We start from the raw sequence: 20,971 nt of genomic DNA on the forward strand, positions 1-20,971 counted from the left end.
TTTTAGAAATAATTACAATAGCTTAGCATTATATCAATTAATTTTTGTTGTCGCTATAGGGACGAAAGCTTTTTTGATTCGAATGTATAATTATGTGCCTGTCCTATATTACTCTCTTTGCCCTATATTTCACTCTTCCTATTTTACTTTTATTCAACTACGCCTTATTCATCATTTAACTTCAAATAGAAGTCAAAAGCCAAAAACTCAGATGCTTTGATATTGGAGTTATTTTTTATTTCATTAACCAATAAATTTTCATTATTTTGAGACGTCAAGCCATTAATTGAATGGGCGATTTTGGCAATGGACTGAGAGTAATTCCCTTTGCTAACGTGTTTTACTATTTGATGCCCTTTAGTGTCTAATTCAATCAGGCCATAATAGTAAAATAACAGCAGGTTAAATATCTCCCTTTCATCTGCCCTATTGCATAATATTTTTTCAAACACATTGGTAAATAGCAGTTTGTAGTCCAAGTCTAGATATTTTTCGAAATATTCACAGTGCATAAAGTCAATAGTCGCTTCTTGTTCGCTCGTATTTGTTATTTTTTTATTTTTTACCAAAAGTTCAGCCATCATAAAGCACAGATCTTGAGGCAAATAATTAATAACAAAATAAACCGCGGATAAAATATCATCCTTGCTTATCAAGCGGTCGAAATTATACAAAAACATGGTGAAGCCTGTTTCACCACTTTTAGATATAAAGTCAAAAGCGCCTTCTAGCCCGCCGAGCTCAGCAAAGCTGGTTTCAAAAAAGTAAAAAGACAAAGCGCGTACATGCTCATACTGAGAATTACAGATACAATAAAGAAACTTATCATATTCTTCTTTGTTCAAATTACCTTTGATAATAGACACGGAAGATATCAAAGTGTCGAATAGTAGTTTTTCATTTGATGAGATAAGAAATAAAAGCTGATAAAAATTATCGTGAGCAATTGCATTTTCTAACACTCGCTTTTTAACATCAGAGCTGCGTGTTGATATCAATATGGGGATTAAGCAGTCTGAATCCATTTTGTAATCAAGTAACTTAACCGCAGCCTTTTCAAAGTGACAAATTAGTTCGCTTGCTGTATTAGTTATAACTTTACAAAATTGCGTTATCAGCTTTTTTCGAGCGGCTTCTGTAACATTGCTCAATTCTAGCCTATTAATTAGAAGTAATATTTTATAATCAGTAAATAAATATATTTTACTCAATATTAGTTTGCTAAATTCATCTGTATGGTGCTCATCAAAAATAAAATCAGTAACGATATTAATCATGAATTCAGTTTTGGCGATGCTAAGCATTTCAAAAAGATGTGTTCTTACTCTAAAGCATAGCTCGCCCTTTGTGTGTATCGCACAAATTAGAACAACTTTGAGGTTGAAGTTATGCTCGTTGTCTAAGAAAGTTTTCATCATATCTATATTGAGCTGTTCATTCGTATCGTTTAATTTTATTTGCTGAGAAACCTCAGAGTATAGCTTAGTATCACTCACTGAATAGTCATTAATATATGCGTTATAATCAAACCCTAAACCATCTTTAAAAACATGAGATAGGTATACAAATAACCTAAAGTGATGATTTGAAATGTTTTGTGTGTTGAGCTGCCTTAAGTGATTTTTTACATGAAAATTTGGGATTAATTTGTAGAAAAATTTTAGTTTTGTGTCATTATCTACATCTAAATGATAAAGGGACTCTATAAAAACATCAAACACATCTTTGTTAAATATAAAGTCACATAGCATTTCAGCTAGATTCCTATTAAACAACTGGTTTTTTTTCGCAATTCGAGATAAGAAAAAATTCATCGCTTTTTTATTTTTTAGAGACGATTTTATTGATTTTAAACAGTCAGATTCATCTAAGGGGAAAGGGCAATGGTTGACTATATAGTCAAATAACTTTGTACGAGTAAAATCTGTTTTTGATAATATATTCAATAGTCTTTGAATTTTATAAGAAAGTTTCTCCAGTTCATATGTCTTTTTAACTTTTCTAAACTCTTGATAAGCTGCATTGATCAATGCACAGTCTGCCTCTGTATTGCCAAACTCAATAGACAGTAACAGAGCGAGTTCAAAGCGGGAGCTGCTAACCTTTATTGTGCCTTTTTCTTTAGCGACAGCTAAAATACATTGCACCATGTAGAAGTCATTTTTTATTGATGCAAAATACAATGTCCAGATTTCATACCATGACTGTTCATCACCAAATTGTCGAAACAGGCTTACCGCTTTTTCACAGGCTCTGTTTATTGACAGTGCACATAAATATTCTTGAAAAGTTAAATGAATGAAGCTAAACGCTTTTTCAAGTCCATTGTCTTCTTTTTCAGAAAAAATACCTAAATGAGACTTACAAATTTTGTAGAACTTTTTTCGCTCTTTTGAGATGCTAACCTTACTAAAGTCATTCGCTTGCAAGTAGTCATCAAGTAATTGGTCGATTTCAGTTTTGGAAAAAATAACTTGGTTTGTTTGGCACCCATAGGAAGCTACTTTTGAAAGAAATCCTTCAAGTGAAAAGTCAGGCAGTTCAGAGTCGTTGTAATGGCGTTCAACCTCATTAAAGAAAGAGTCGGTGACTTTAGCATAGAACTCCCATTTGTCTTTTGGTAACTCTCTAAAATCATTTATAAATAAAATGATAAATGTTAAGAAAAGAGGATTGCTACGTAAATCTCGAACGCCGATGTTACCACTGGACTCCGTAAGCATTGCTTTTATATCAATAGAAAAGTTGAGATGATTAGAAATTTGTAGCTGCCACTTGTCAATGATCTCCGTGGACTGAGATTGTGTCAGTGGTGCTAAGTTGAGTATGGTCCAACCACTACTAAATAACAACCGGGGAGCATCTGAAATACGGCTCGATATAACGAAACGGTCTGTTGGCCGAGTAGTCTTGAGCAACGCTATGTCATCACATACTTTTTCACGTATTTCTTCGCCTCTAATTTCGTCAAATCCATCAAGTAACCAAACCACTTTACAGTGTTCGATGATAAACTTGAGATCATTTGGGCTAATAGAAAAATTACCAGCTAACTGACTGATGGTATAGCTCATCAAATTCCCATCGAGTATTGATGAGCGAGAATTAAGCTTTGCCAGTTTTAGGTGAATTGGAAAGTACGGACCATTACAAGAAAAGTGGTGCCTAATGAACATTTTAAGTAATGTGCTTTTACCTTGCCCAGGCTCACCCAATAAAATAACTGCGTGACTTTTATTTATTACGCTAAATGCAGGAACTCGCTCTGAACCACTAAAATGCTCAGCATATTTTTCAGTTTCGCTGTATTTTAAATACTCTCCAAGAGGAATGCTTTTATCTATTGCTTCATCGTTGATATAGCTAGAAAATTTATCAAAGTCTTTGGTTTGAAATTCGTTTACCTTTTGTTCAATATGAGACTCACTACTGTGCTTGAAAACATCTGGCTCTATAAAAACATGCTCTAGCTTTACATCTAAAAGAGAGCGACTTTTTGTAATTCCGCCAATCGTCCTGGAGTCAATGGCATTATTGACTTCATTTAAAAATGCATAATATTTTTTTTGCCAGGTTGTGTCGATATGCGCACTTTCATTTGGCACCAAGTTTACCTCATCAGATAGCTGCATGATTAAGCCTTCAAGTTCGCTTTCTGATGTGTAAGGAACCACTTCGATATTATAGGCAGTGCGCCATGATTCTAGCTTGAATATATCTGGGTTATAAATAAAAGCATGGAATTTTTTAGCTTGTCGCTTGGAGGTGTTTCTAGCGACATTTAGAATATTTAAAATATGAGGATCACTGAGGCTGTAGCCTATAAATAAAAAATGCGAATTCACCATTAAATTAGTTAAAAAGTTACAAGCTGTACTTCTTTTTTGCGCCCAGCCTTGGTAGTCCTTATTCGTTAAAGTGTGTTGATCATATAAGTCGCCATGCAAATGAATGGTGCTTTTCTCACCAATTGATAATCGCTCATAGTCATTTTCGTTAACAATGGGGGGGTTATCGCAATAACGCGACAGTAAATCATCATAATTTGTGGTGGTTATATATTTGAAAGGCATGCTTAACAAAGCACTATGAGCACTTGATGGCTCGAACAGCTCAGCATTTAACGCAACTCTGATTTTTTGCTCAAGCTCATTACGTCCAAAGTTACTTTCGATATAATCAAAGACTTCTAACGCAGAAGTGGATGCCGTAATCTTATCGCTAATATTATATATCTTAGCAACATCAACCATCAAATCTCGCCACAGAGGCATTTTTTTGTCTTTGTGAATTTTATGCTCGGCAAGTCTAGATAACCCAGCACCTGCAACCAAAACTAAATTGTTTGTTTTTAATTTGCTGCTTAATATAGATATTTGTTCTTCGGTATTTGTTGTTTTCATAATTAGGGGAGATAAAGGCCTGAGCATCACGACGAAAAGGACTTATTTATCTCATTTTTTTAACATTATAACAACGTTTTTCAATGGGTGTTGCTAACTATTCTAAAGATGAAAAGTTAACATATATAGGTGCTTAGTTTTTGTTAAACAAAGCAATCAAGGTGATTTTTCTATAATATTTAATTGCACAACCCTTAACCATGTCGTTGTGCAATGTAAAAGGCGCTGAGTCCATATACAATTCGAATTTATTTTAAAATGCCCGAATTCAAGTTCCAAATGCACCACGGATAATAATTAGATACTTCTCAGCTTCTGCTAATGTGCGACCAAATACAATGCTTAAACAGGTTAACGATTAGTAAGCTATAAAATCACTAAACAATTGAATTTAAATAGGAATCCCGTTATGGTGGCACACTAATTAAAACCAATTTTAAAATGAGTAATTCTACAGACTCGTTATAAGGAGAGGGAAGCTTTGGAGCGTATCGAAGTCACGTTAGTCAATTCATTTACCGACAATGGAACAGGTGGTAACTCTGCGGGGGTTGTTTTTAACGCCGATAAATTATCAAATACGCAAAAATTGAAAATCGCGCAGGCTGTTGGGTTTTCGGAAACCGCTTTTGTTTCAGAGGATAACGAAGCGGATTTTGAAGTCTCTTTTTTTACGACTACCAGTGAGGTCGACTTTTGTGGTCATGCTACGCTCGCTGCGTTTTCAACAATGTATCAAAAAGCTATTATCCCTGTTGGAAACTATGTTCAACGCACCAAAGCTGGAATGCTTGCTGTGTGTATTGATCCAAATGGCAAGATAGTTATGGAGCAACAATTACCACAAAAGTTGCGTGATTTTTCATATCAAGAAATATCAGATGTGCTTGGTATTGAAGTTGATATCCTAGAAAGAACGACATTGCCTATAGAAGTTATTTCAACAGGACTACCCGATGTCATTATTCCTGTTCCGTTAGGTTTTTTAGATAAAATAAAGCCAAACGATCATAATATTGCCGAATTTTGTAGAAAACATAAAGTGGTTGGCTTCCATGTTTTTGAACTTTACGAACAGCAAAATACATTAACCGCAAGCTGTCGTAATTTTGCACCACTGTTTGGAATTTCTGAAGAGTCGGCAACAGGAACTTCTAACGGTGCGTTAGCCTGTTATCTCGCCGAACATTTAGACATAGGGTGCGACTACGTTTTTGAGCAAGGTAGGGCAATGAATTGTACTTCAATCATTACCGCTTCTGTGCAAATAGAAGAGTCACAAGTAATCGATGTGAGAGTCGGTGGGTTCGCTGATGTTATTGATACTGTTGAAATCTCTATATAACAAGAAAATAATAACGCCGCTGGGTAGCTAGGAACGCTATTCTAGAACTGTTATCAATCAACGACTACGATCTTTTTGATTCACAACCCCTTTGATTCGACATACTCGTTATGGTGCTGGCTTATTTTTAAGCTACCACTCGAAACCGGAGGTGAATACCAAGGGGAATAGTTTGTGGTGCTAAATTAGCTTACTGTCAGCAGTATGTCGTGTATTTTTCGTCACCGACACTTATTAACAGCGGAAGTTACAGTGATAGATAAAAAATCTGAACATTGGAAAGCGCAGCATTGGTTCTTTAGAATATCAGCTTTGGGCACTGCATCACGAAAAGCTCAAATTAGAATCGAATTGGTACTTTTAGGTTTGGTTATTTTGGAAACCATCATGAGCTACTTCGATCCTATACATACACCCGTAGCACTGATATTGATGTACAGTCTTTATAGCCACGTTGTTTTTATTAGGTATGGTGATAAGAATCATGCTTGGGACACGCAAAATACAAGGCATGTTAAAAGTTCTAAAGCGGTGGGTTAGATGTTGCTTTGCGAAAGAGGTGGGGAGATGAATTAATGATGAGGTTGTTAGTACTGATTTAAATTGCAGTGTTAAATTATACCCCTGCTAAAGTTGCGTATATTAAGACCCTCTGGCAAATTTAAAAGACGAAGTAAGATTACTAAATTACAATTTACGCTTGTATTAACGAATAGGCAGGGTATCGTATAGCAAAAATTCTACCTTGTTTTTAAATTGGAAGTCTGATGCGTAAACTGTTGTTATTGCTTTTATGGTTGTCGACCCCGGCTATGGCCTATCAAGTTCAGCCTATGATCGTTGATCTTGCATCACAGGGTAAAAAGTCACTCGTCACATATCGACTGCAAAACCCCAGAGACACTGCTCTGCCGATTGAAATTGAGGTGTTCAAGCGTACATTCGATGAAAACCAAAAAGAAGTGTTGGTACCAGCAGAAGATGACTTTATTGTACTTCCTCCACAAGTAGAAGTACCTGCAAAGAGTTATCAAGTATTTCGCGCTAAATATTTAGGCTCCCCTGAGTTAAAAGAAACCAACTCCTACCGCATCGTTTTTAAACAATTACCCTTACCTAACGAAGATGAAGAATCCGGTGTTAAAATGGTATTCAACTTTGCAACCTTAGTTTTTGTCAGTCCCGACGGCGTCAATGCGCAACAAAAAAGTACGCTAAACTGTGTGCAACTAGACGACTGCACATTGACAATTAGTAATGAGGGTCAACGCGTGCTAAACCTTTCGCACTTTGACTACCATTTTCATCAGGGTAAAACCATTGTGCAATGGGCACAATTTCAATCTATCACACCCGGGCGCTTTATTATGCCAGGGCACAAAGTAGAGCTAGATCTGAAGCCCCTGTTAGGGGAAAAGCCTACGAAAAGTGCCGCGCTTATCAACCTGTTTAGTAAAAAGTAAGATAAGTGATGATTAAACTGGGCTTTTTTACTCAGCCTGCTCAGTATAAGTGTGTCATTTTTTCACTACTACTATTTTGGGCTTGCTCACCTTTTGCGGCAACTTTCAATATGGACTTTCCCGTGCGGCTAAATGCTGCCGAAGTGGGGCAAGTTTCTGCCGCAACTAATGGGGTTCAAATTACCGCTATTGTTGCCTCTGACTTTAAAAACAGTTTGCAAACTGTACTTAGTGATAAGGTCAATGACTGGCTAACCAAAAAAGGAAATGTGCCCATTACGATAGAGGAATATGCAGAACAAGGCATTACTCTAAAAATGCAGGCTCAAGACCTCACCATAGAGATGATGTTAGCAGAAACTGCGATGGCCACTGGCAGTTTAACGTATGGTAAACAAAAGCACTTCGATAGACCAACTGGTGAAACTAGTTGGGCGATGTTAAACAATTTTAACTTAAACCATGAGCGCAGTAATAATAACCATGATTACAGGTCGCAGCTTGAATGGCTGATGAATGCCAATGTTGGCGGCAGCGACGGAGTTAATATGCGAGGTTCATTGTTTTGGGACAATAGTAACAGCCAAGCGAGTGATCTATATCGCGGTGATATTGCTTTGTTTTATGACATACCTGAAGCGCCGCTGCGTTTTACGCTTGGGGATACGCAATTCAACAGTACAGGACACCTCTCCGGTGCTCAGCTTGGTGGGCTTAGCATTGAAAAAGCCTATTCTAGATTACAACCTCAACGCAAGATAACGCCGAGTAATAGTCAACAGTTTGTGTTGCCTCGTGCCGCCAACCTAGAAATTTATATTAATGACTTTTTGATTTCTAGGATCAGACTAAAAGCAGGACGCTATGACCTGAGTGACCTTCCACTTACGTCAGGCGTCAATAATATTCAAGTCGTTGCAACTTACGCCAACGGTGAAACGCAAGAGTTCTATTTTACCACTCATTACAATGCAAGGCTGCTTGCAAAAGGGTTGAGTGATTACGCGTTTACCATAGGCCGCCTTTCTTCTATAGAGCAGGACCGTTACAAGTATGACGACGACCTGTTTGTTTCTGGCAATTATGAGTATGGTGTAACCGACAGGCTCACACTGGGGATTAACGCCGCAGCGCATTCGACAGGCTATGTGGTGGGCACTATCGCGACCGTAAACAACTTTGTAGGCAATCTTTCTTTTCGTTATTCACAGAGCAAAGTGAATCATGCTCAGTCTGGCAATATCTATTCTATTGAAACAGAACATAGTATTTTTGGCCATGGTAATTTTGGCTCACCCAATCTGCGACTCGGGTACGAAGCTAGGCAAGATTTTACCAATACACCGTGGCAAGAATTCAGCACTATCTCTAGTAGCAAAAGGGCATTTGCAGATTATAGTTACTTTATAAATGAGCACGTGGATTTTAACCTAAGTGTGTCTCGTGACCGAGGTGATGATCATATTGTTACCGACAATGCAGCTCTTGAGCTTAACTTGCGTTATGAAGATATGCGCGTTCGCACTGGTTTTTCGCATACTGATAGCACCGACACACGCATTGTGTCTGAAAACCAGTTTTTCTTAAACTTTACCTGGAATCATTATAATCGAGACACGAGTAATAGAGCGCGAGCACAATATAGCAGCAAAGATAAAGTGGCCAGCGCAAGTTATGCAAAAACAAACAATAACTTCGTCAACGACTACGGCTATGAAGTACGGACAGAACATGGAAGTGACTTTAGACAAGAGCAAGTGGATGCAAGCTATACCGGCGCATTTATAAGAGCAGATGTGAGTGCAACTAACTTTACTCGCGAGCAACAGCAGGGTGACAGCCGTTCCAGTATCAATATATCAACCAGTTTAGGGGTTGCTGATGGCCATTTTGGCATGGGAGCCACAACAACGGCACCCTTTGCTGTTATTAGCAAACATAACACGCTAAATGACGCAGATGTTTTAGTAAACGTGGACCGCCATGGGCGAGCTCAAACTAAACCAAGTGACCATATTGGTGCGCTTGTGGAGCTTGGTACTGGTTATACTAGCGCACAGTTGAACATTGATGTGCCAAGCGCTCCACTGGGTTATGATTGGGGCCCCGGCGTGTATGTTTTGGTCGGCGGCGCCACAACAGGACACCATATTCAAATTGGCTCAGAACTCTCTTATACAGCAATAGGAAACTTATTGGATGACAAAGGCATACCTATTGCAATGAAACGAGGGACGGTGTTTAAAAAACAGCCCCTAAATAGTAAAGATAAAGCCCTAACAGGCATCGCAATATTTACCAACCGCACAGGGCGCTTTGTTGTCGAAGGCATTGGTGTAGGCAAGTATATTGTTGAAATAGGGGGTATGATCGGGCACTTTAGTATTACTGACGTAGAGCAACGTTTTATAAGGCTTGGGTCGCTTGAACTTGCGAAAAGCCAACTGAAAGGAGGTGATAACAAATGAAGTTTACAATCTTTACTATGCTAACTCTGAACTTTTTGTTGTCTGCACAGAGCGCATTCGCAAGAGGAAATGATTGCGATGGCAATATGTTTGCTACCTCAAACCCGTCAGATATTATTGAAGAGTACAACAATCGAGTCACGGTATACATTCCAATAAAAATACAAGTTTCAGACAGTTTATTGAACTGTGCGGATGAAATATGGGTTGAGGATGTTTATTACTACTCAATGGTGTTTTCAGGCCCGACTCAAGACAAGTATGCAAAGTTGTACAATTCGCAGTTTAAAAAAATTAAGGTAAGAAATGGCATTTGGCGATCCAACCTAAAAGATCGTGCAACACAAATGTGGGTTAGACTAAGACATTATAGTTTATTCCCTGCCGGTTCCTATACGGGTCATGTCGTTGTATCTGTTGTCAAAAACAATGAAATCATTGATCAACAATACTTAGACTTAAGCTATTACTCTGAACCACAGGTTGCTATTTCGCTGTCAAATTCGAGCAAAGGCAAAGTGTCGGGTAACAATGGCAATTACCATATCGATTTGGGTGAATTGAAAAGTAATATGCGCTTTAATTGGGGCATTAAAATATTGAGCAACAGCTCGTACGATATAGTCGTTGATTCTGAATATAATGGATTACGTCACGAAACCAACAAACAAGCGCTGATAGACTATTCAATTAAGTTTGATAACTCACAAGTCTCATCGTCTGAGCGGCTCTATCGCAGCTATAATTTCTATCCTGGTGTAAAAAACAAATGGTACGGGTTTGAGTTTAAGCTTGGCAACGTTGAGCTGATGCCAGCGGGAACCTATCAAGATAACCTATCGCTGACGGTATATCCTAGGTAACCTCAGCTCTGGATAAGTGAATTTGCCTAATAAAGCTATTTTTCTCACTCTCGGCGTTGCTTTCATTTGTAATAGCCCGCTATTACAAATGAAAACGCCTTGATATTGAACAAAATATCATCATTGAATTGTACGTAAGTTTGTTTTCAAAACATTTTCTATTCCAAAACTCTTATCCAAACCTGAGGTTAGGTAGATAGTGCTGAGTTGTTGTAGTGTTGCTCAGCATGCTGCAACTGTTGGTTAACTGGCTTCATGTCAAAGCTGTATTTTACAGGCCAATTCGTATTTACCTTCTTCTGTATTTCGCCGTGCACGTGAACAAACATAGCCCCTAACATACTGAGCAATCGTACTCTGTTTTCTATATCCGTCAAAATATCGACATCTAAAAAGAGCCGCCTTCAAAAGTTAATTTCTCTGCGTCAAAAATACGTGATAGGGGCTTTGACCCTTAAAAAATTAGGCTGCGGCTAATGGTCTCAGAAATAGGATGATTATTTTATCTTTTTTAGAATGCGCCTAAGTTGTTGTTATTAAATTATTTAATTGGTTTTTGTTGGCATAAATAAAAAATAATTAATTATTTTTTCATTCTTGGTATGCCTATTGCTTTTAAATAATCAAAAGGTGACAACACCTCATCATTAAAAACCAAATAAAAACTAATCCAGTGTTTAGTTAAAAGGGAAAAAGCCATGAATACATTACTAAAATCGTTATTAGCTGCAACTGCAATCACTTCAATGGGCGCTGCGGCGGCAGTATTAGATACCTCTGGTACTGAAGCAAAATTTACTTTCGAAGGCACTATTGAGCCACTGTGTAAAACAAGCAGCGGTAACAACAATAGTGTGACTAGTTTAAAATTAGATTCTTCACAACAAACACAAGAAATTGGTACCCTTGATGTTTGGTGTAACACTGGTGAAAATGCAACAACGGAATATACCTCTGCAAACGGTGGTTTCTTAGTCGCCAATAATACTCAGGGCAGCAAAATTGCTTACACTCTTAACATTGGTGACACAGTAGGTATTGATTTACAAACAGGTGCATACAAACACTCTAAAGCAACAGCTGCAGGTACTGGCAGCACAGGTGATACACAAGCTACATCACTTAAAATTACACCTCAGTCAAATGGTCTAAATGATGCAGGTACTTACTCAGATACAATCACTGTTACAGTAAGCCCTAACTAGTTTCAAATTTAGGCAGCACAGTTTATGGCTTAATCTAGACTGCCTGAACTATCAAAAGAGCTAACTATTGTTTGTAGTTGGCTCTTTTTAATACACGTGCTTGTACGACTGCTCCCATCTAAAAACCTTCTATTTTCAGCGTTCGCTTTAGACTATTTCTTATTATCATCACACTCCTATTTTTGGATGCCATTGTATTTTTGAAGAGGCTATCTTCATTAAACCCATTACCATTTAACCGGTTACAATGTTAGGTGATTATTAACGATGCTACGCAACTTAATTTATCAGTGTGGGACTCGCTGGGCCTTTATTGTTTTGCTGAATTGATACAAGATAATTGAATGCGCTATGCTACACTAAGTGAGAGGCTGTTGTTTAAATATCAATAATGAAATAAGGTGAGATAGGGTGGGAGTCAGGTATGACGATATTAATATGTGCCCTGTATTACGTTATCGACACCGATTGGTACTTGTTCTCCACTTCAGAAGTTGTTATAAGACCTTTAGTAAGTGGAATGAAACAGGTATAAGATACCATTGATGGTTTAAGGGTAAAAGCGATGAGTACATTACTAAAATCACTGCTAGTTGCAACTGCAATCACTTCAATGGGCACAGCTGCGGTAGTATTAGATACATCTGGTATTGAGGCTAAGTTTGCTTTTGAAGGTACGATTGAACCCTTGTGTAAAACAAGCAGTGGTAACAACAATAGTGTGACAAGCTTGAAGTTAGACGCTTCACAGCAAACACAAGAAATCGGTACGCTTGATGTGTGGTGTAATACAGGCGAAAACGCAACAACGGAATATACGTCAGCAAATGGTGGTTTTCTAGTTGCTAGTAATACTCAGGGGAGTAAAATTGCTTATACACTCAACATCGGTGATACCGCTGGTATCGACTTAGAATCGGGTACATACAAGCACACTAAAGCAACTGGAGCCAGTACAGGCGACACAGGTGAAACACAAGCGACATCACTTAAAATTACCCCTCAGTCAAACGGTCTAAACGATTCGGGTACTTATTCCGATACAATTACGGTCACAGTCAGTCCTAACTAATCTTCAATTTATGCTGCCTAAATGGTATAAAGATCAAATCTTTTATATGGTGAGTGCTTTTTAACACTGTTACGCGTACTACCGCTTCAATCTAAAAAGTGTCCTATTTTCAACGCTGCTTTGTTAATATTTCTTGTTACAATCTAAACCCTTCTTGGGTATATTCGCTTTCTGTAGAGGTGTAATCTTAATTAAATCTGAAACGGGTGTATTCAATAAGGAAATGGAAAATGAGATCATTAAAGACCTGTTTTGTTGGTGTCACTCTGAGCGTATTACTCGGTTGCTCTGATAGAGCTCAACAAGCCGACTCAAACTTTGTTCCTCAAAATACCCAACAAACCTTTTCAAGTAAAAACAGCCCTATTGTATTTATAGACGAAGCTCACAATAATTTTTTAACAACAAATGGGCGGTTCAGGCCTTTTGCGCAAGTTCTTGAGAGTGATGGATATACTGTTCGACCTAATCAGGAACGTTTTTCTGCAAAGAGTCTACATCGCGCTGATATACTCGTGATTGCGAATGCGCTAGATAAAAATAGAAAAGACTGGGCCCCGCCATTTACGGATGCACTGACTGACGAAGAAGTGTCCATTGTTAAAATATGGGTACAACAAGGAGGCTCACTTTTTTTAATTGCAGATCATACTCCATTTCCTAAAATGATTGAAAATCTAGCCGGTCAATTTGGCTTTAAATTCAGTCATGGCCATGTGAATAATGCGATGTTTTACGCTCATGACAAAACGCTCGGTGATCATATAATTACCGCTAAAGTTACTCAGAGTGAACAACTTCGTTATTTGCCGACCGGTGTCACTGAAACGGTAAAAAGTACGATTCAACCTAATAGCATAGAGCGGGTGAGAACATTTGGTGGTTCAGCTTTTAAAGCACCACCTGAGGCGACATCACTTTTAACTTTTGGTGAAGGCGCTTTTTCTATTGTCCCTGACATACCTTTTCAAGTAAACGCGGATACGCCTAGAGTGTCTATGGACGGGTGGAGTCAAGGTGCTGTATTAGAGATTGGGAAAGGTCGAGTAGCTGTATTTGCTGAGGGAATGATGTTTTCGTCTCAGTTAGATACTGAATCAGGAAGAACATTTGGTTTAGCATCTAAAGGCGCTGAACAAAATGAAATGTTTTTATTAAATTTGATGGCTTGGCTTGCTGGTGTGATTTAAAGGTGCAGCAAATACTATTTAATAAGCTATTTTATCTTTTTCAAGAGGTGTTGATGCAATGCTGCGCCTGTTGGGCACGCTAGCAATGATTTTTTATGGATCTTAATATACCTGCTCATAACTTTCTGATTTTGTTATCAGAAAGTAGCTTGTGTGTTTTAAAATAGACCCCTAATATAGACTGAGTATGCAGGGATAGCTTACAAAAGTTCAAATAGCACATTCGCGTTTGATACAGCGTACGCCATAAAAGAAAAATTCCCGTAGCATAAACAATATAATTCTAGGCACACAGGGCAAGTATCGCCTTTGTTTAGCATATAATTATGCGTTGCAAGCTAGGTGCCGATTGAATACCAAATTATGAACTTTTAAGGAGAGTATAAAGTGAATTGGGCGTCTTTTGGTGCATTTCTAAAAAGTGTTTTTATACCGCTTGTTACGGTTGCAACAGCGACGATGGTTGCTTTTTTGAATTCTTCAATTTCACAGGTAGACCACGAGCTGAAGCAGCGGATTGCCGCTGTAGATATTGCGATTAAGGAAGCGCGAGATGAACGTGAAAAAATAGATGCCGAGCGTGAGTTTAATTTTAAAATTTATGACCTCGTGCAACAATCTCTAGAAGAAAAAAATGAACGCAAGCAAGAAGTCGCAAAACAGTTTGTGCTAGTTATGGTCGATGGCGAGTTAAGGCGCCGTCTGTTGGGCGTTTTAGAAGAAGGTGGTACCCCAACAATTAAACAAGAAGCAGCAAACATAATTGTACAAGAAAAAGAGTTTCAGCGTGATGAAAACAGTAACTTAAGAATCAATAGAAGTGTTAAGCCCTCTTTTGATTGGGAGGATTGGGATTATGATATTTTTTGGTGTACGTCATCTGGAACTCATGCGAAAGAACAAGCTAATTTTATAAAACAAGAACTTGAGCGAGAAGGAGCGAAAGGTCGAATTAGAGTTCGAGAGTTATACCCTTCAGTCAATTCACGCACTGGGTATAAAGTATCAGGCTACGCAATTAGGCGAAGTGAAAATGAAACGACACAGGCTAATGCTTTAGAAAAGCTTGCGGAAACAGTGCTATCAGAAAAAGGCTATCCGGCAGTATTCAAACAGCAACTCACTAGCCAGAATACTAGATGGTATATCAGCGCTTTCATATGCCTGTGATAGGTTAATGTGTTTAGATTATCTATGCTTTTCACTTGTCTTGTCGTAGGAAATTTAGAGCCTATTGTAAGGCGTACTTTTATTAAGTTTGCGTAGTTATATAAGGGGATGTTTTGCGATATACGATAGCGTTCGCACTGAGTTTTTTATTTTTTACAGGGTGTAAATCTACTGAAGGACTTGCCCCTGTTTCTAAAATAAAATCTGGAGTTTCGAAAGAGGGCTAACTTGCAAATACAACGCTAATTTTAGATGTTAAAGCTGGTTTAGAAAAAGAGATTGGTACTACCATCAATAACTCAGAGCTATTCAAGTTTGTTATTCAACAACCCGTTGGAATCTCAGATTCTCAATCTTGGCGTGAAATGTGGGTTGTCAAAAAAGCCAATGAAGTGACCCAATACCTTATTACATTCAAAGAAGTTGGTTTAGGTTCAGCAAACTTCGAAATAACAAAAATGTATGAAAACACCACAAGAAAAGAGTGCCCCAAATCTGTAGATGGGTTTGACCAAGGTCAATCTAATTTATTCATTAAAGTATGTTTAGGTACACCTGATTACATAGACCATAACTCAGATGGCCGATATGTCTATTTGTACCATCGGCCAAATGGTATCGCCCTCACTTATTTATTTAACAAGGAAAACAAGCTTACAAAGCTTTCCGTTTACCAAGACTACACGTGAAATGAGATATGTATAAGATACCGTAGGAGGGAAAGTCGATGGTGACAAACCATTGATGCCAAAAGTATTGACTGAAAAACAGACTAAATGAAAGGCGACGAATAGTCGTGGTTGTATTTAGCCTATTTATTGCTGCTTATTCTTGTCGCATATGCTCTTTCATTTCGAGTACTGCTTTAACATCGACAGAATACTCTGTAGTCGGCCTCGCTAATAGCCGAGGGATCCCGATTGGCTCGCCCGATTCTTCACAAAAGCCGTATGTGTCTAGACGAATGCGTTCAAGTGATTGTTGAATTTTTGGTAACAGCCTTTGCTCGCGTTCAACAATGCGGATTAACAAACTACATTGCTCTTCCCAGGTGGCTTTATCACTTGGGTCGGTTACGTCAGGTTTATTCAGTATTTGTGTTTTTGCATCACGAATATGTGCCCTCGTTTCGTCATGTAACTCTATAAGTCTTTGTTTAAAAAACGCCAATTGCTCCGCATTCATATAATCTTCCTCAGGTGCGTCGAGGATTTTTTGCTCTAGCGCTAATTCAGATACTGATTTACCTGCTTCCATATTACCCATCCACATTACTTTAAAATATTAATATTATGTTATAACATATCATCCATAGCATATTATAGCCTTCTATTTGTTGTTTGGTTATAAAAATAGTGTTGTATTGGCAAACAGAGAGTGATGCCAAAAGTGCGATGGTAAATCTACGTATGGTCAATTTACCCTTGTTTATAGAGTGAAAATGCGTGGCCAGCCACTTAAAAGAGGTGCGTGTTCTTGGTCATGAAAACACCAAGAACACTTTACTAATGAAAGTTAAGGGTTTCAGTTAAGAAGCCCCATTTTTAAGGTTACCTGAGGCTTCAAAAAGGCATATACTCAGGAGGCAAGGGAAACGCAAAGCGTCCTTCTACCGGGTAGTGATCAGACAAATCCCAGCTTTTCCAGTGTTGACTATCGATACTGCGCGGTGTCAGCATTTTATTTTCTGATGCGTAAGGTGTCAGGTGGCCATTGCTATACAGCACGTAATCCAAATATTCATTGAATTTATCGTCTGCATATATATTAACTGGGCCAGCGTAAGAGTAAGGATAAGCGCCAGTGGCTTGTGGCTCTGTTGCATCTAATAATGCAAGGAAAGCCAAGTGCTCTTGTGGATAGTTGATTTTATCTACGTTAAAGTCACCCGCCATTATCACTGGCTCTTCATACGGAATGTGTTTGCTGTCAATGAAGCGCTTTAACTGTGCCAGTTGTTCAAAACGAACCGTTACATCTTGCTCACTGGTATAAGCGTGAGTATGGGTGCCAAAAATATGGAAAGCATTGCTGCCTTTTCTTATTTTTGCATAGTTCATTCCCTTACCAGCCAAGCAGCCATCAGCTCGGCAAGCGTTATAAACAACGGCATCTTGGGTTTCAATTGGCCAGCGGCTGGCGATGAATGAGCCACCTGTCAAAATCTTACCTGCTTTCCATGGAATTTCGGTCATGTACGGATAGGTTTTTGCTACATTTGCTCTGAACTTAGCCGTCAAGATAGGGTCAAAAACTTCTTGAAATACAACTACATCGTAATTATCCATATACTGAGCGATGGTATCGAGCCGGTCGCCTGTATTTTTAGAGGCCAGTGGGGGTAATAATGCCCATGTGTTATAAGTCAGTACATTTAATTCGTTTGAATACTCAGATTTTTCAGACTTGGCGAATTGGTTATGAATGACGTAGTGAATGTCATCTCCCGAGGCTCTGGCTGAAGATGATTTAAACGCCAAAGTTTGTTGTTGACCGTCAATCGAGACATAGTGAATATCGCGATCATCGTACCATGGGTCATTTTGAGCACTGAGCGACATTTTACTGAATGTCATGGTACCGAGCAGCTTCTGCTTTAGGTAAACCGGTTGTTCAGTACCATTAACCCTTGTTGTGAAAACATACTCTTTCCCCCACTTAATACCTTGGTCTCTGTTAAAGCGTAAGAATTTAACCGTGGCTAAAGGGGGAACTTCCGTTGCCAATTGTTGCCACTGATCACCATGGCGAATATTGTTATGCCCCGTTTGCTGGGTATTGAGTGTGAGGGGGGCCATGGTGTTATTGGTTAAATACATATAGCTTTCTGCCAACGCTTGACCGGATAATAAGCCAGACAAAATACCAACGATGATTAAACCGAGTGCTCTGCACTGTTTAAGGGGGATCATGTATAGTTCCTTTTTAATTGTTAGGTTGATTGCTCTACTTCTTGCAAGGTAGCTTATATATTATTGATTTTTAAAATCATAAAAAGTTTTTGCAGTAATAAAACAGAGCTTTATCGGAGGAAAGTAAACTATAATAGTTACATTATTATTACATTTGGGGGGTTTGTCGCGTGCATCCGCTATAAAGGGATAATTAACCAAGTTTACCAAACTTACTCATGACAGCATCATAACAACAAGGCTAAAAGTACCTCTGCTAAATTGTTAACTAATGTTTTAATGGAGGTGGAAAGTAAGCGGAAGGTGGTGTGTGGGTTGAGTAAGTACTAAGTTTGAGTTAATTTTGTTGGTGTAACTAAAAGGAGATAGTAAATGAAATTAAAATTTAGCAAGAAACCGCTCAAGTGCTTATCAACAAATACTAACCGTTTATCAATTGGTAATACCCCGCTGATTGCGGGGGGAGCAGGGCAAAATACCGGTAACACAGCTTACTGTGACCAAGAGTCAAATCAGAACCAGTGTGGCCCCACTATTCCAATTGTTTTAACCGCTTATACAGCGTGTGACTGCCCAACAGCATTAAATGTATGTGGTCCGAACTAGATATTTTGTTAGCACTTACACTTTGTATAAGTGCTAACATAGCAATTAAGGGTAGACTCTTGTATGAGTCTACTTTTTTTGTTTTTGCTCTTCTTGCCATGCCCATGTAGGCGATTTTACCAGTAAGTTTAGCCTGTAACCCCAAGTCGGCGCACGCCATAGCCTATTTATAAGTGTGAGATAACCCGAGAAAAACACTTTCAGTGGGTTAACGCTATTTAACCTCGGATAAACTCCGTAGGTTACTGGCTCATTTTCTTGTGCGAATGTGCCAAACATTTTGTCCCAAATGATAAATATACCGGCATAGTTTTTATCAAGATACTGTTTATTGGTCGCATGATGCACTCTGTGATGAGATGGGGTATTAAAAATTGCTTCTATAGGACGAGGCAGTTTTTTTATCGTCTCGGTATGCAATAAGGTTTGAAACACTTGTACGACTATTTCGGCTAAAAATATTATAAATGGGTGAAAGCCCAACAGAGCCAAAGGTAAGTGAAAAAACAGTGGAAAAAACCAGTCCAGTGGACCATGGCGATAGGCTACCGAAATATTAAAATGCGGCGAACTGTGGTGCACAGTGTGCGTAGCCCAGCCAAAACCATTTTTATGTAAAAAGCGGTGCTCCCAATAATAAGCGAGATCAGCAATTACAATACAACAAAGTATGCTCCAGCCATTTAGTGGTAAGTCAGTAATACGAAAGTGATTGTAAGTATATAAAAATATGCCCGCATAAGTGGCCGCGACAACAGCGACGATGAGGATAAACATGCCCAATGTAACAAAGTTGGCCACACTGTCCCCGAAAAAATTTTTAGTAAACTGCTTTTTCACCACGTAGCGCAGACATTCAACAATAAATAAGCCGATGGCGATAACGAAAAACCAATCATCAATCCAAGCCTCTAGGCCCCATATTTCATTTGGTGTAAATAGTTGTGTTAAAAGTTCCATGCTCCGCTCCTAGTTGTACGACACGAACACTTGCGTTGATGTTGTTTTGCCAGATAGATTTAAAGCATGTACTTCAAGTACATATGCTACTTTTTTACTATAGTCTATTTCTTTCCAGGCGTTAGTTAATTGAGTTTCAGTATATTTATCAACAGGTAATAGTTCAGTGTATTGGTGCGTATCTATTGTGTAGGGTTTATCGAACTGGCTTAGGCTAATTATGTCATAACCTATGACTACGTCAGCTTGTTGATAGTTATTTGATAACGCTGAATATAAAACATAGACTTTTTGAGGGGCTTTTTTAAGCGCTTGGTGCAACGTACTGTGTTGATTAAAGTGCTGCCATAACTGCCCGATATTATGCAATGGAATCCGCTTGCGCACGCCGGCAATACGGATTGTATCTGGCGCGATTTTATCGCTTTTGTTATCAATAGTGGCTACCTTATTACGCGCTATGATTTGTGTGCTGGGACTTAAGTTGATTTCTTGGGCAGCTGCATTATTTCCTTGAAACAACGCGAGCCCCCAAAAAAGAACAACAATAATAACGCTTGTAAATATTGCACTAAATAGATTCATACAACACACCATATATAAGAAGAGATGGTGTAATTTACGTTATTTAGCTTTAAATTGTCAATGTGAAAATTTATAGTTTTTACGTTAATTGTGAGCAAAGTAATACAGATGTTTGTTTGAACTTATAAATTTCATCAAGTAAACCTAACGGTAATAAAGACTCAGCCATAAGATAATTAGCGTAAATACCATAGGCAATAAGTTCTACTCTCTTTGATTCAGCGTCAGGGTATTGTATTTGAAACTCATGAATAAGATGTTGAATGAACTCCTGCATAATGTGCTGTTGGTGGACTTTGATGGGGGCAAGCCTTTTTGCTTCGGAAAATAAAGCCTCACCAATGATTGTGGTATTGATACTTTCTTTACTACGAGAAGAAAACAGCGAATCTATGAGTGCTTCAGCTCTGTTTGATGATGGTAGCCATGTTAATAATTCCTGCCATTGCTGAGTATATTTATCTCGCCACCGTTCACTTAATAAACAAATTATGTCGTCACGATTACCAATGTAATGCCTTAAAATAGTGCGTTTCATTTTGGCTGTCTCAGCAATGTTTTCTAGTGACGTTGCTTGAATACCCTTTTCTAAAATACAAACCTCAAGTGCATCGAGTATTTCTTCTCGACGTTGTCCTGCGACGCTCGGCCTTGCCATTGTTCTCTCCCATTACATTTATATCTCTACTATAGCGATCCTCTTTTAAATTGTCATGTTGACAATTTAAA

Annotated in this window: 18 protein-coding genes; 11 read left to right on the top strand and 7 right to left on the bottom strand. The window is 38.4% G+C overall.

What is annotated here, in order from left to right:
- Positions 1-164: 164 nt before the first annotated feature.
- Positions 165-4,403: an SIR2 family protein gene (locus PAUR_RS20000; protein ID WP_192509492.1), complete on the bottom strand. Its 4,239-nt coding sequence runs from the start codon at positions 4,401-4,403 to the stop codon at positions 165-167.
- 481 nt (positions 4,404-4,884) lie between these two features.
- On the opposite strand from PAUR_RS20000, the gene PAUR_RS20005 reads away from it, so the two are divergent.
- The 5 genes from PAUR_RS20005 (at position 4,885) to PAUR_RS20025 (ending at position 10,542) form a co-directional block, all read left to right on the top strand.
- Positions 4,885-5,748: a PhzF family phenazine biosynthesis protein gene (locus PAUR_RS20005; RefSeq protein WP_192509493.1), complete on the top strand. Its 864-nt coding sequence runs from the start codon at positions 4,885-4,887 to the stop codon at positions 5,746-5,748.
- Positions 5,749-6,000: 252 nt separating this feature from the next.
- On the top strand, positions 6,001-6,288 hold the full coding sequence (locus tag PAUR_RS20010; RefSeq protein ID WP_192509494.1) for a hypothetical protein: 288 nt from the start codon (positions 6,001-6,003) through the stop codon (positions 6,286-6,288).
- A 227-nt stretch (positions 6,289-6,515) separates the two neighbouring features.
- The gene (locus tag PAUR_RS20015) at positions 6,516-7,211 is read left to right on the top strand and encodes a fimbria/pilus periplasmic chaperone (RefSeq protein ID WP_192509495.1); all 696 of its coding nucleotides are present in this window, start codon (positions 6,516-6,518) and stop codon (positions 7,209-7,211) included.
- Between the two features lie 8 nt (positions 7,212-7,219).
- Positions 7,220-9,679, top strand: a complete 2,460-nt coding sequence (locus PAUR_RS20020) for a fimbria/pilus outer membrane usher protein (protein WP_225738585.1) — start codon at positions 7,220-7,222, stop codon at positions 9,677-9,679.
- The gene (locus PAUR_RS20025; protein ID WP_192509496.1) at positions 9,676-10,542 is read left to right on the top strand and encodes a hypothetical protein; all 867 of its coding nucleotides are present in this window, start codon (positions 9,676-9,678) and stop codon (positions 10,540-10,542) included. Before PAUR_RS20020 ends, PAUR_RS20025 begins: the two co-directional genes overlap by 4 nt.
- Positions 10,543-10,730: 188 nt before the next feature.
- Here the strand turns inward: PAUR_RS20025 and PAUR_RS23670 are convergent, their stop codons facing one another.
- Complete coding sequence (locus PAUR_RS23670; RefSeq protein ID WP_225738522.1) at positions 10,731-10,919, bottom strand: hypothetical protein; 189 nt, start codon at positions 10,917-10,919, stop codon at positions 10,731-10,733.
- 321 nt (positions 10,920-11,240) lie between these two features.
- On the opposite strand from PAUR_RS23670, the gene PAUR_RS20030 reads away from it, so the two are divergent.
- The 5 genes from PAUR_RS20030 to PAUR_RS20050 all read left to right on the top strand — a co-directional run bounded on the left by PAUR_RS20030 (position 11,241) and on the right by PAUR_RS20050 (position 15,868).
- Positions 11,241-11,747, top strand: a complete 507-nt coding sequence (locus tag PAUR_RS20030) for a hypothetical protein (RefSeq protein WP_192509497.1) — start codon at positions 11,241-11,243, stop codon at positions 11,745-11,747.
- A 565-nt stretch (positions 11,748-12,312) separates the two neighbouring features.
- Complete coding sequence (locus PAUR_RS20035; protein ID WP_192509498.1) at positions 12,313-12,819, top strand: hypothetical protein; 507 nt, start codon at positions 12,313-12,315, stop codon at positions 12,817-12,819.
- A 230-nt stretch (positions 12,820-13,049) separates the two neighbouring features.
- Positions 13,050-14,009 carry a DUF4350 domain-containing protein gene (locus PAUR_RS20040; RefSeq protein WP_192509499.1) on the top strand — a complete coding sequence of 320 codons (960 nt, stop codon included), beginning with the start codon at positions 13,050-13,052 and terminating at the stop codon, positions 14,007-14,009.
- A gap of 387 nt (positions 14,010-14,396) precedes the next feature.
- Positions 14,397-15,179, top strand: coding sequence for a hypothetical protein (locus tag PAUR_RS20045; RefSeq protein ID WP_192509500.1), 783 nt, complete (start codon positions 14,397-14,399; stop codon positions 15,177-15,179).
- 365 nt (positions 15,180-15,544) lie between these two features.
- Entirely contained in the window at positions 15,545-15,868 is a 324-nt protein-coding gene (locus PAUR_RS20050; protein WP_192509501.1) for a hypothetical protein, read from the top strand.
- Between the two features lie 136 nt (positions 15,869-16,004).
- Here the strand turns inward: PAUR_RS20050 and PAUR_RS20055 are convergent, their stop codons facing one another.
- Positions 16,005-16,436 (bottom strand): TraR/DksA family transcriptional regulator, encoded by a 432-nt coding sequence (locus tag PAUR_RS20055; RefSeq protein WP_192509502.1) that lies wholly within the window; start codon positions 16,434-16,436, stop codon positions 16,005-16,007.
- Between the two features lie 305 nt (positions 16,437-16,741).
- On the bottom strand, positions 16,742-18,091 hold the full coding sequence (locus tag PAUR_RS20060) for a sphingomyelin phosphodiesterase (RefSeq protein WP_192509503.1): 1,350 nt from the start codon (positions 18,089-18,091) through the stop codon (positions 16,742-16,744).
- Positions 18,092-18,463: 372 nt separating this feature from the next.
- On the opposite strand from PAUR_RS20060, the gene PAUR_RS20065 reads away from it, so the two are divergent.
- Positions 18,464-18,697: a hypothetical protein gene (locus tag PAUR_RS20065; protein WP_192509504.1), complete on the top strand. Its 234-nt coding sequence runs from the start codon at positions 18,464-18,466 to the stop codon at positions 18,695-18,697.
- A gap of 69 nt (positions 18,698-18,766) precedes the next feature.
- Here PAUR_RS20065 and PAUR_RS20070 read toward each other — a convergent pair whose 3' ends face one another.
- The 3 genes from PAUR_RS20070 to PAUR_RS20080 form a co-directional block, all read right to left on the bottom strand.
- The gene (locus PAUR_RS20070; RefSeq protein ID WP_192509505.1) at positions 18,767-19,657 is read right to left on the bottom strand and encodes a sterol desaturase family protein; all 891 of its coding nucleotides are present in this window, start codon (positions 19,655-19,657) and stop codon (positions 18,767-18,769) included.
- 9 nt (positions 19,658-19,666) lie between these two features.
- On the bottom strand, positions 19,667-20,242 hold the full coding sequence (locus PAUR_RS20075) for a hypothetical protein (RefSeq protein WP_192509506.1): 576 nt from the start codon (positions 20,240-20,242) through the stop codon (positions 19,667-19,669).
- A gap of 79 nt (positions 20,243-20,321) precedes the next feature.
- The gene (locus PAUR_RS20080; protein ID WP_192509507.1) at positions 20,322-20,900 is read right to left on the bottom strand and encodes a TetR/AcrR family transcriptional regulator; all 579 of its coding nucleotides are present in this window, start codon (positions 20,898-20,900) and stop codon (positions 20,322-20,324) included.
- Positions 20,901-20,971 lie beyond the last annotated feature (71 nt).

Source organism: Pseudoalteromonas aurantia 208 (assembly GCF_014858725.1).
Lineage (GTDB): Bacteria > Pseudomonadota > Gammaproteobacteria > Enterobacterales > Alteromonadaceae > Pseudoalteromonas > Pseudoalteromonas aurantia.